The 10,963-nt window shown below is 64.7% G+C and carries 9 protein-coding genes and 2 pseudogenes; 4 read left to right on the top strand and 7 right to left on the bottom strand.

The genetic code is table 11. The annotated features are described in order from the left end of the window. The coding region (gene cysS / locus BBIA_RS08195) for a cysteine--tRNA ligase (RefSeq protein ID WP_035138246.1) at positions 1-1,453 on the bottom strand (1,453 nt) is incomplete at its 3' end. A 147-nt stretch (positions 1,454-1,600) separates the two neighbouring features. Here cysS and BBIA_RS08190 point away from each other — a divergent pair. The 4 genes and pseudogenes from BBIA_RS08190 (at position 1,601) to BBIA_RS08180 (ending at position 5,273) form a co-directional block, all read left to right on the top strand. After that, positions 1,601-2,326 carry a type 1 glutamine amidotransferase gene (locus BBIA_RS08190; RefSeq protein WP_033494567.1) on the top strand — a complete coding sequence of 242 codons (726 nt, stop codon included), beginning with the start codon at positions 1,601-1,603 and terminating at the stop codon, positions 2,324-2,326. 56 nt (positions 2,327-2,382) lie between these two features. Beyond that, positions 2,383-3,496 (top strand): annotated as a pseudogene (locus BBIA_RS15255) (ABC-F family ATP-binding cassette domain-containing protein); the annotation flags it as partial. A 131-nt stretch (positions 3,497-3,627) separates the two neighbouring features. After that, positions 3,628-4,653: pseudogene (locus tag BBIA_RS15250) on the top strand (ATP-binding cassette domain-containing protein); the annotation flags it as partial. Between the two features lie 86 nt (positions 4,654-4,739). Further along, positions 4,740-5,273, top strand: a complete 534-nt coding sequence (locus BBIA_RS08180; RefSeq protein ID WP_033494565.1) for a hypothetical protein — start codon at positions 4,740-4,742, stop codon at positions 5,271-5,273. A gap of 106 nt (positions 5,274-5,379) precedes the next feature. Here the strand turns inward: BBIA_RS08180 and BBIA_RS08175 are convergent, their stop codons facing one another. The 6 genes from BBIA_RS08175 to BBIA_RS08150 form a co-directional block, all read right to left on the bottom strand. Then, complete coding sequence (locus tag BBIA_RS08175; protein WP_033494564.1) at positions 5,380-5,814, bottom strand: type II toxin-antitoxin system VapC family toxin; 435 nt, start codon at positions 5,812-5,814, stop codon at positions 5,380-5,382. Further along, complete coding sequence (locus tag BBIA_RS08170; RefSeq protein WP_033494563.1) at positions 5,801-6,091, bottom strand: FitA-like ribbon-helix-helix domain-containing protein; 291 nt, start codon at positions 6,089-6,091, stop codon at positions 5,801-5,803. Before BBIA_RS08170 ends, BBIA_RS08175 begins: the two co-directional genes overlap by 14 nt. Positions 6,092-6,220: 129 nt before the next feature. Next, positions 6,221-7,510, bottom strand: coding sequence for an MFS transporter (locus BBIA_RS08165; protein WP_051923913.1), 1,290 nt, complete (start codon positions 7,508-7,510; stop codon positions 6,221-6,223). Between the two features lie 11 nt (positions 7,511-7,521). After that, positions 7,522-8,082, bottom strand: a complete 561-nt coding sequence (locus BBIA_RS08160) for an ArsR/SmtB family transcription factor (protein WP_051923912.1) — start codon at positions 8,080-8,082, stop codon at positions 7,522-7,524. A 213-nt stretch (positions 8,083-8,295) separates the two neighbouring features. After that, positions 8,296-8,850, bottom strand: a complete 555-nt coding sequence (ilvN, locus tag BBIA_RS08155) for an acetolactate synthase small subunit (protein WP_033494561.1) — start codon at positions 8,848-8,850, stop codon at positions 8,296-8,298. A gap of 38 nt (positions 8,851-8,888) precedes the next feature. Then, positions 8,889-10,808 (bottom strand): acetolactate synthase large subunit, encoded by a 1,920-nt coding sequence (locus BBIA_RS08150; protein ID WP_033494559.1) that lies wholly within the window; start codon positions 10,806-10,808, stop codon positions 8,889-8,891. Positions 10,809-10,963: the final 155 nt, after the last annotated feature.

The following is a 10,963-nucleotide window of genomic DNA, read 5'->3' as shown; positions in this document are numbered from 1 at the left end:
GCTCGGCCAGCGGGTCAAGGCCCAGCGTGTCGAGCATCGCGCGCACCGACACGAGTGCCTCGCGCACCTCCGCCTTCGCCGCATCGGAATCGGCGCGGTCGGCCAGCTGAGAGAGCAGCGTATTGCCGTTGCGCACCGCCGTGAAGACCGCCGCGGTCGCGCCCGACACGTTGAAGTCGTCGTTCATCGCCGCGACGAAATCGGCCGGCAGATCATCCGCGCGCACGGCGGCAATCTCGTCGCGCGACGGCTGCTCGCCCAGCGCGACGCCCGCACGCTCGATGAAGTTCGACACGCGGTCGTACGCGGCCTGCGCCTCGACCAGCGCCTGATCGGACCATTCGAGCATCGAACGGTACTGCACCGAACCGAGCGCATAGCGCACCACCCACGCGGAGTGCTCGGCCAACACGGAAGGCACCGACAGGCCCGTGCCCAGCGACTTCGACATCTTCTCGCCCTTGGCCGTCACCCACGCCGAGTGCATCCAGTGCGCCGCCGAATCGTAGCCGGCCGCGCGCGTCTGCGCCATCTCGTTCTCGTGATGGGGGAAACGCAGGTCGAGACCGCCGCCGTGGATGTCGAACATGTCCTTGAGATAACGGTGGCTCATCGCCGAGCATTCGATGTGCCAGCCCGGGCGACCCACGCCGAACGGCGTGTTCCAGCGCGCGTCGAGCGGATCGGTGTCCTTCGGCGCCTTCCACAGCGCGAAGTCGCGCGGATCATGCTTGTCGGGCGACATGTCGGCCGGATCGACCGGATTGTACTTGTCGTCGCCCGCCGCGTCCACGCTCGGGCCCATGCGGTCGGCCACGGCCGCCGCCTCGTCTGCTTCCGCGGCGCCCTGCTTCTGGTGCGTCAGCTCGCCGTAGTGCGGCCAGCTCGGCACGTCGAAGTACACGTTGCCGGTCGGATTGCCGTCCGCGTCGCGCACCACGTAGCCGTGGCCGTTGTCGATGATCTTCTGGATCAGGTCGATCATGTCGATCATGTGGCCGGTCGCGCGCGGCTCGTACGTCGGCGGCAGCACGCCGAGCGTGTCGTACGCCTGCGTGAACTCGCGCTCGTAGTGGTACGCGCGCGCCCACCACTGCTGGCCCGCGGCCGCGGCCTTGTCGAGGATCTTGTCGTCGATGTCAGTCACGTTGCGCACGAACGTGACGTCGTAGCCGAGCTTGAGGAACCAGCGGCGGATGACGTCGAACGCGACGGCCGCGCGGATGTGGCCGATGTGCGGCGACGATTGCACGGTCGCGCCGCACACGTAGATGCCGACCTTGTCGGGCTTGATCGGCGTGAAACGCGCGACGGCGTGCGTGGCCGTGTCGTACAGCTTCAGATCGGCCGCGGCCTTCGCCACGGTGGGGGCCGAGTCGCGGCCGGCGGTGGTGCCGGACGTGGACTGGACGCTGGAAATGTTGGAATCATGCGCTTCTTGAGCTTCTGTCATACTGCAAAAGCGTATTCAGATTGGCCGACATGCGCGGCATTTCCACGCCCGGTTTCGGCCCGAAGCTGACCGGAAGCCGGCCGGAGGCTGACGCGGCGACGCGAAACGTCGAATTCGCTTTACGTGGGTGATGTCACAATAGGAACCATGACGCAACCGCAAGTGTTGATTCTGCAGCACGTCCCGTGGGAGAAGCCGGGGCGCATTTTGACGAACCTCGAAGAGCTGGGGTTGGATACGCTCACCCTGAACATCGCCAAAAAGAAGAAGCCCGACCTGCCCGACTTCGACCAGGTGGCCGGCGTGGTCATCATGGGCGGGCCGATGGGCGCCACCGACTACGACGAGTATCCGGGGCTCAAGGTCGAAGCGAAACTCGCCAAGGCCGCCGTGAGCGTAGGCAAGCCGGTGCTCGGCGTGTGCCTCGGTCATCAGATCATCGCCACCGCGCTCGGCGCGAAGCTGAGCCGCGGCGACGCGCCGGAAATCGGCTTCGGCCCGATCAAACGCGTCGACAAGCACGACTACTTCTCCATGTGGGACAAGCAGATTAACGTGCTCCACTGGCACAACGACGTGGTCGGCCTGCCCGCCGACGCGCAGCTGCTCGCTCGCTCGGCCGGCACCAAGGTACAGGCGTTCCGTTTCGCCTCCGCGCTGGGACTCCAGTTCCATCTCGAGGTCAGCGCACCGATCCTCGAAGAGTGGCTTGCCGAGCCGTCCATGGTCAAGGACCTCAAGGCGGCCGGCGGTTCCAAGTCGCAGCTGCGCGAGGCGTTCGCCGCCAACGACCCGCAGCTACAGCCGCTTGCCGAACAGGTGTTCTCCGGGTTCGCCGCGCGCTGCAACACATACGCGAAAACGCTCGGCTGAACGGTCGGCGAACGCCGCCGGACCGATGCCCGGTGGTGCCGCTAAGTTAGTGGATTATGCCGACTTACGATATTGGATTGGAACACGTTTCGCTCGCCTTCGCCACCAAAACCATCTTCACCGATGTGACGCAGGGCGTATTCGAGGGCGACCGCATCGGCATCGTCGGCCGCAACGGCGACGGTAAATCCACGCTGCTGCACCTGTTCCGCGGCACGCAGGAACCGGATTCGGGCCGCGTCACCAAGCGCAACGGGCTCACGTTCGGCATGCTCGACCAGCGTGATCCGCTCGACGACGACGCCACGATCCGCGAAGCCGCGCTGGAGGGGCGCGCGGACTACGAATGGGCGGCCGAAACCCGTTCGCGCGAAATCGTCGAAGCATTGCTTGGCGGCATGAGCCTCGACGCGAAGATCGGATCACTGTCGGGCGGTCAGCGCCGCCGCGCCGATCTGGCACGTCTGCTACTGCGCGACTGGGATATCCTCGCGCTCGACGAGCCGACCAACCATCTGGATGTGGTGACGATCCACTGGCTTGCCGAACACCTCAAGAACCGCTGGTCGCGCGGCGAGGGCGCGCTGCTGCTCGTCACGCACGACCGCTGGTTCCTCGACGAGGTGTGCGAATCCATGTGGGAGGTCCACGACGGCCTGATCGAGCCGTTCGAGGGCGGCTACTCCGCGTACATGCTGCAGCGCGTCGAACGCGACCGTCAGGCCGACGTGCGCGAAACGAAGCGCCGCAACCTCGCCCGCAAGGAGCTCGCATGGCTTACCCGCGGCGCTCGCGCCCGCTCCACCAAGCAGAAATTCCACGTCAAGGCCGCGCGTGAGCTCATCGCCGACGTGCCGCCGGTGCGCAATACGCTCGAACTCAAGCAGATGGCGACCTCGCGACTCGGCAAGCAGGTCGTGGACCTGATCGACGTGACGCAGATTTTCGAACACGTGCAGGGCAGCGTGGACGGTTCGGTCGCGGACGCTGCGGCGGCCATCGACCCGGACGTGGCCGCGATGGCCGATTCTGCGTCGCGCGTGGATGTGGTGCGCCCGATGTACGCCGAACCGCAGGTGCACGGTTCGGTCGAAGTCGCCGTGACCGACATGGACGATCCGCGACTCGTCGACGCCGGCGTGCCGGAAGCGATCGAAGCGGCCGAGGAGGTGCGCAAGGCGGCCGAACAGGCTCGCGTCGAGGCCGGCACTGCCGCGATAGACGACGCCGACCGCGCGACGCGACGTCGCCTGACCGGTGGCGAGACGATCGGCGCGGACGACGTCGAATCGGCCGCCGACGCGACGTCCGCCGCACGCAAAATCACCGTCACCGGACGCAAGATCCTCGACGACGTGACGTGGCTGATCGGCCCCGGCGACCGCATCGGCATCGTCGGAGCGAACGGCGCGGGCAAGTCGACGCTGCTGCGCCTGCTCGACGGCACGCTCACGCCGACGGTCGGCCATGTGAACATCGGCAAGACCGTGCGGTTCGCGGTGCTCTCGCAGCGGCTCGACGAGCTGGAGAAGCTCGGCAAGTACAAGATCAAGGAAGTGCTGTCGCGCTACAAGCCGAGCTACATCGTCGACGGTAAGGAGGTCACGCCCGGCCAGCTCATGGAACGGCTCGGCTTCGAGTCCGCGCAGCTCATGACGCCGATCCGCGACCTGTCGGGCGGCCAGAAGCGCCGCATGCAGCTGCTGCTCATCCTGCTCGACGAGCCGAACGTGCTCATCATGGACGAGCCCGGCAACGACCTGGACACCGATATGCTCGCCGTGATGGAGGATCTGCTCGACACGTGGCCGGGCACGCTGATCGTCGTTTCGCACGACCGGTACTTGCTCGAACGCGTCACTGACGAACAGTTCGCGCTCATCGGCGGCAAGGTGCGGCATCTGCCCGGCGGCGTGCAGGATTATCTCGACATGGTCGAGGATCTGAAGAACGGCAAGCCGCTGCCGTCGCTTGAGCCGGCGTACGGCAAGAAGAAGGGCAAGGGCGGTGCCGGTTCCGCCGTAGCTTCCGGGGCTTCGTCCGATGCCGCCGACGTTGCGGCTGGGCAGGATGCCGGTGATTCCGGCGAATCGGCACCCAAGCTCACCGGTAAGGCGTTCCACGACGCGAGCAAGCGCGTAGCCGCCATCGACCGCAAGCTCGCCAAGCTCGAAGAGCAGAAGGCCGATCTCGAATCGCAGATGGCCTCGCACGACCCGAGCGACTACGAGGGCCTCAACAAGCTCAACGAGCAGCTCAAGGCCATCGCCGAAGAATCCGACGAGCTGACCGCCGAATGGATGGAATTGTCCGAACAGCTCGAGTAGCGGGATGACGCAGTGCGGCGGCGTGTCGGCGCTGGATTGTCCGGTTATGAGTGGTGTAACGAAATGTTGATGAAAGGAACATCATTATGGCTGACTACTCCACCGCACTCTACGCTCTTGTGAAGGATGTCCTCGATGCCGATCAGGCATGTTATGAGGAGCGACCCGACAAGGGCATGATCATGTATGGGTATGGGCTCGGCGACGATTGCTCGATCGATTCCGTCTTGGTGCTCGTCGTCGTCGGAACGGATCGGATCAAAGTCATTGCCTTAGCTTCCGAGTTCAGGATCGATTTTTCGGACAAGGAGACATTGCAGGTACTTACCGAATACGTATGCCGCATCAATGACGCTTCAGGGGAAATGGGAGGTTTTCAAATCGACTTTCACAGCGGAGAAGTGAGTTACCAGACCACGCTGCTCGCTGATGAACGAAGTCTGCCCACCCGTGAAATGATCGAACAGGTGTTGTTCATCCCCCTCATGATGTGGCATCGGTACCAATTCGGCTTCGTCTTTATACCGCTTGGCCTGTACACTCCCGAAGAGGCTGTGGCCGAGGTGGAGGCAGATTCCGCGGATGACGGCGCGGAAGACGGAGAAACAGTGGACGAGTGAATTTGTAAATGCTGGATTATCGCCGGTCGCCATCCGGACGCGTGGCTGCACCGGCGGCGATCACCGCCGGCCTTTGCCTTGCATGGCGGCCGCCAATGCCGTTGGTTCATGCAGCTGACTCGCTGTTTTCCCAAGGATTGACGAGCGTGACGCCGGTGTGTTCGAAATCCTTGACGTTGCGCGTGGCCAACGTCGCCCCGCGTGACCGCGCGATCGCCGCGATCATCGCATCCTGCACGCCGATCGGTCGGCCGATCTTGCGGCGCGTTGCGACGATGGAACCGTAATACGGCGCGGCTTGCCTGTCGAACGGCAATGTCCGTTCCTGAAACGTGTCCACGCATGCGAGAACCGTGTGCTCCAACCGATATCGCCTGCGCGATTCGGGCAGCAATGCAAGCCCGTACAGCAGTTCGGCAATGGTGATACTGGTGAGGTGCATCTCATGCAAGGACGTTGCAATCACCCAATCCTCCACATTGCGGTCAGGCGATCGTTTGCTGATGATCTCGCTGATCACATTGGTGTCAAGAATGATCATGGTCGTCTCCCAGATCCACCGGTCGAGGTTCGCGATCGTAGGTATTGCGCGGCGGCACGAAATCCTCGTCGTCATCGAATCCGTCGTCTTCAAGCAGTCGGTGCATTTCCGCCACGAGATCGGCCGACGTCATGATCTTTCGTGCCATGTACTCCGCCGTGACCTCTTCCAGCAGCGATCGTGCCTCCGCCTCGGCGGAGCGGTTGTTGCGCCGGGCCATTTCCTTAAATTTCTCCAGCACGTCGTCATCGATCCTGCGAATGGTGAGGGTGCCCATATCCACCTCCTTGCTAGCATTGCTGTCAACTATTGCTATCATTATGCTAGCAGACGCGATGTGTCGCAGTGTCGGCATGTTGCGTGGGGTAACGGGAGCGATTGCCGTCCGTCCGCTACAGTCCTTCCGCTACAGTTCGGCCTCATTCCAATGATCGGCGGCCGGAATCGAACGTACGGCCGGCATGGCGAGCACGATCGCCACATTGGCGGCCAGGGCGGCTAGAAACAGTGTGACGGTCGCGCGGAAGCCGATCGCAGGCAGCAGTGATCCGGCGATCGCCGAGCAGAACATCGTCGGCAGCATGCAGATCAGATTCGACGACGAGTCGACGCGCCCCTGCATGTCGGTCGGCACTTTGGCGAAAATGAAGCCCATGAGCAGCGCGTTGATCGTCGGTACTGGCAGACCACACAGCAGCGACGAGACGAGCATCACCGGATAAGCGTGGCTGACGATCATCGGAGCCAGCGTCGCCAGCGCGGCCACCGACATGACGACCAATCCGGTGCCCACGGCAAGCCGGTCGCACACGCGCGCCGCGATCACCGCGCCGATCAGCATGCCCGCGCCCACGGCCGTCGACACGAAACCGATACGCACCGAATCCACGCCGGAGCCGACCAACTGCAGCTGCACGGCCTCGAATATGCCGTTGACGCCGAAATTGAGCAGCGCGGCGATCGCGTTCATCGCCATCAGCGTGCGTCGGCGCAGCGTCCAACGCCATCCCGCGACGAAATCGTCGACGAACGAGCCGCGCGCGTCGCGCTCGCCGTCATCGCGCCGGATCGCGCTGCGCACATGCTCGTCGACGTGCAGCATGCCGGCGCTGATTCCAGCGATCGCGTACATGATCGACGCGACGGCGAACGGCACCCACGCTCCGAACGCATACAGCACGCCGCCGAGCGGAGAGCCGGCGAGGCTGATCACCGAATCGCGCCCCTGATTGAGACTCTGCGCCTTCGGATAGTCGGAAGTTGGAATGATCGAACGTAGCATCGCGTTCGTCGCGTTGCCAAGCAGGCCGTTGATTGTGGACGCCACGACGATGACGACGGCGAACATGGGGAACGTGAGCAGGCCGCTCGCCAGCAGTGCGAACACCGCGCCCCACAGCACCGTGCCGCATATGGCGTTGAGGATGATGAGCCGCTTGCGACGGTGCCGGTCAACCAGCGTGCCGCCGAACACGTCGGCGGTCTGCGCGGCGATCAGGCTTGCCGTGGTCAGCCAGCCGGCCGTGGGTAGCGATTTGGTGAGCGAGAAGGCGACCAGTGAGATCGCGAAGCCCTTCATTGCAAGGCCTATCGCGGACGCGGTGTCGGCGGTGAACCACGCGCGGTACTGCGGATTGCGCCACAGCGAGGCGTGCGTAGCGCGTGCGGGGGAGATGCTGTTGTCTATGCCGTTCATGATCCGCTCCTTTACGCCAGATAGCGGAAGGCGGACAGTGCGACCATGACCTGTTCTGAGCCGTCGCCTTCGGTGTGCCGGTCGCCGACCGTGTTGATCCACTTGTTGGCGACGGTCAGCAGTTCCTGCTGCATCTGGCTGAATTCCTCGTCGGTCAGTCGGATGATCGACATGCTGTCCAACGAGTGCCGCCACGGTTCGGGCAACGACGATTCCGCGCGATAGTAGCGCAGTCGCGCTTCGGTGGTCGCGGTGGACGCGGATTGAGCGAGGGCTTCGACGGACGCCTGGTCGGTGTCGCCGTCCGCGTTGACGATGAGTTTGGGCGTGCTGGCCTGCCAGCAGCTTTTGCGCGCGTCGCCGTCGGGGGAGGGGACCTGCTCGACGAGTCCGGCCTTGGCGAGCTGCCTGAGATGATAGCTGATGGTGCCCGCCGATTCGCCGATGCGTTCGGCGATGTCGCCCACGGTGCATGCCTTGCCGGGTTCCATCATGTTCATGATGCGGATGCGAGTCGGATGCGATACTGCGCGCAACTGCGTGAGATCGGCGTGGTGCCGTGTGTTGGTCATGGTGACCTCCTTGCTGGATCGGCGGGCGATGATCACCCGCCCTATTTCACAAGAATCATTGTACAACAAATCTTGTATAAATCAACAAGAACTCTTGCATTTTGGTGTGGAAGCAATGGAGGCAACGAAAAGGCTCCTCGCCCGGGCGGGGAGCCCATAAGCGAGGAGCCTGTAACAGTGCAACGGCAGCGAGCCGAAGCCAGAAAGAGAACGTCAGCGGCCGGTGATCTCCGAGCCGACGACCTTCTCGGCCAGCGCGCGCGGGCCGCGCGTCACCGCAACCGCACCGGAACGCACCAGTTCGATGATGCCGTAGTGATCAAGCAGTCCGAGCAGCGCGTCGATCTTGCCCTCCGCGCCGGTCGCCTCGATCGTCAGCGACTCCGGGTTCACGTCGACCACGCGCACGCGGAACAGGCGCACGATCTCGAGCACGTCGGAACGGTTCGATTGGTCGGCCGCGACCTTGATGAGCACCAGCTCGCGCTCCACGGTCGTGTCCGGGTCCAGATCGACGATCTTGAGCACGTGCAGCAGCTTGTTGAGCTGCTTGATGATCTGCTCGAGCGGCAGATCGTCCACCTCGGCCGTGACCGTCACGCGCGAGATGTCCGGGCGTTCGGTGGGGGAGACGGACAGCGAGTCGATGTTGAACGCGCGGCGGGCGAACAGGCCGGCGATGCGGGCCAGCACGCCGGGGCGGTTCTCCACGAGCACGGACAGCGTGTGGCGCTTGGCGCCGGGCTGGGAAGCGGGATAGTTAGCCATGAGAGATTTCTCCTTAACCCTTCGCGAACGAACGAACCTTAGAAACCGGCCTCGCCGAGCTCGACGGCGCCGGCCTCGCCCTGCGGGCGCAGCGGCTGCGTGCCCGGACGGTACGTCACGTCGTTGTTCGACGCGCCCGCGGCGACCATCGGCCACACCATCGCGTCCTTCCAGACGCGGAAGTCGATAAGCACCGTGCGATCGTTGATCTCGTTCGCCTTGCGGATCGCCTCGACGGCCTCCTCCTGCGTGAACGCGCGCATGCCGACGCAGCCGTACGCCTCGGCCAGCTTCACGAAGTCCGGCACGTCGAAGAATTCGGGCGTGCCCTCTTCGGCTTCGTTGTGCGCCTCGCCGTCAAGCAGGTTGGTTTGCGAGTAGTGCTGGTCGTAGAACAGCGTCTGCCACTGGCGGACCATGCCGTACACGGAGTTGTTGAGGATCGCGATCTTGACCGGCGTGTGGTCGTGGAACGTGGTGGCCAGCTCCTCGCTGGTCATCTGGAACGAACCGTCGCCGTCGATCAGCCACACGGGCTTCTTGCCACCGAAGTCGCGCGCGGAACCGACCTGCGCGCCGATCGCGGCCGGCAGGCCGAAGCCCATCGTGCCGAGGCCGCCGGAGGAGATCCACGAATGCGGCTTCTTGAAGTCGATGAGCTGCGCGGCCCACATCTGGTGCTGGCCCACGCCCGACACCCAGATCGTCGACGGGTCGGCCATCTTGGACAGCTGCTCGACCACCCACTGCGGCTGCAGTGTGCCGTCGGTCGGCTGGTCCTCCGGCTCGTCGTAGTGGATCGTGTACTTCTCGCGCAGCGCATTGAGCTCGTCCCACCACGGCTTGAGGTTCGGCTTGCCGCCGATCGCCTGCGAGCGCTTGATTTCGGGGATGAGATCGTTGAGCACGGTCGCCACGTCGCCTACGATCGGCACGTCCGGCGCGCGGTTCTTACCGATTTCAGCCGGGTCGATGTCGATGTGGATGACGCGTGCGAGAGGTGCGAACGCGTCGAGCTTGCCGGTGACGCGGTCGTCGAAGCGTGCGCCGATCGCGACGAGCAGGTCGCAGCGCTGGGCGGCGGCCGTCGCCGCGACGGTACCGTGCATGCCGAGCATGCCGAGGTTCTTCGGATTGTCGTCCGGCACGATGCCGCGCGCCGGCAGGGTCGTCACGATCGGAGCGCCGGTGATTTCGGCCAGTTCGGCGACTTCCTTGGACGCGTTGGAGCGCGACGCGCCGCCGCCGACGTACAACACGGGGCGGTACGACTGGGCGAACAGTTTCGCCGCGTCCGACAGCACGCGGCCGTGCGCCTTGGTGATCGGATTGTAGCCGGGCAGGATCATGCGCTGCGGCCACGAATAGTACATTTCGCCGACCTGCGCGGTCTTGGTCAGGTCGACGACGACCGGGCCGGGGCGGCCGGAACGCGCGATGTAGTGCGCTTCGGCGATGACGCGCGGGATGTCCTGCGCGCGCGTGACCAGATACGAATGCTTGACGACCGGGTAGGTCGCGCCGACGATGTCGGCTTCCTGGAACGCGTCGGTGCCGATCGCGTTCACGCCGACCTGGCCGGTGATGACGACGAGCGGCACGGAGTCCATGTTCGCGTCGGCGATCGGCGTGATCATGTTCGTTGCGCCCGGGCCAGACGTGACAATGCACACGCCCACGCGGCCGGTCGCCACCGCGTAGCCTTCGGCGGCGTGGCCGGCGGCCTGCTCGTGGCGCACGAGCGTGAAGCGGAACTTCGTGTCGTCGTTGATCGCGTGATAGACGGGCAGGATCGCGCCGCCGGGAAGGCCGAAGACGTCCTGAACGCCCAGGTCCTCCAGCGCGCGGACCAGCGCCTGCGCGCCGGTCATCTTCTCGCCGTCGACAATGGTCTGCGTGTCGTCCGCGTGCGTTTTCGGCACGCCGCTGAATGCCTGAAGGGGCGTTGGTGTCGCCATGGTTCCTCTCAACTTCTCGTAATCGACTGTGTGATCGTGAAGGTGCGCGCGCCGTGCGACGGCCGCAGGATGATCGGCTCGTTCGACGGCGGCCGGCCTCGCCCGCGGTCGCGGCGCTTGTGGCCCCGCGCGCGGGATGCCGGGCGATGATTCAC

Origin of the sequence: Bifidobacterium biavatii DSM 23969 (assembly GCF_000741165.1) — a bacterium.
GTDB classification, from domain to species: domain Bacteria; phylum Actinomycetota; class Actinomycetes; order Actinomycetales; family Bifidobacteriaceae; genus Bifidobacterium; species Bifidobacterium biavatii.
This window is presented reverse-complemented; position numbering and strand designations above follow the sequence as displayed.

What these genes read in the sequence shown, in the direction of transcription:
- BBIA_RS08190 (WP_033494567.1), top strand. Translation starts at nt 1,601, where the DNA reads ATGACGCAACCGCAAGTGTTGATTCTGCAGCACGTCCCGTGGGAGAAG.
- BBIA_RS08180 (WP_033494565.1), top strand. Translation starts at nt 4,740, where the DNA reads ATGGCTGACTACTCCACCGCACTCTACGCTCTTGTGAAGGATGTCCTC.
- BBIA_RS08175 (WP_033494564.1), bottom strand. Translation starts at nt 5,814, where the DNA reads ATGATCATTCTTGACACCAATGTGATCAGCGAGATCATCAGCAAACGA.
- BBIA_RS08170 (WP_033494563.1), bottom strand. Translation starts at nt 6,091, where the DNA reads ATGGGCACCCTCACCATTCGCAGGATCGATGACGACGTGCTGGAGAAA.
- BBIA_RS08165 (WP_051923913.1), bottom strand. Translation starts at nt 7,510, where the DNA reads ATGAACGGCATAGACAACAGCATCTCCCCCGCACGCGCTACGCACGCC.
- BBIA_RS08160 (WP_051923912.1), bottom strand. Translation starts at nt 8,082, where the DNA reads ATGACCAACACACGGCACCACGCCGATCTCACGCAGTTGCGCGCAGTA.
- ilvN (WP_033494561.1), bottom strand. Translation starts at nt 8,850, where the DNA reads ATGGCTAACTATCCCGCTTCCCAGCCCGGCGCCAAGCGCCACACGCTG.
- BBIA_RS08150 (WP_033494559.1), bottom strand. Translation starts at nt 10,808, where the DNA reads ATGGCGACACCAACGCCCCTTCAGGCATTCAGCGGCGTGCCGAAAACG.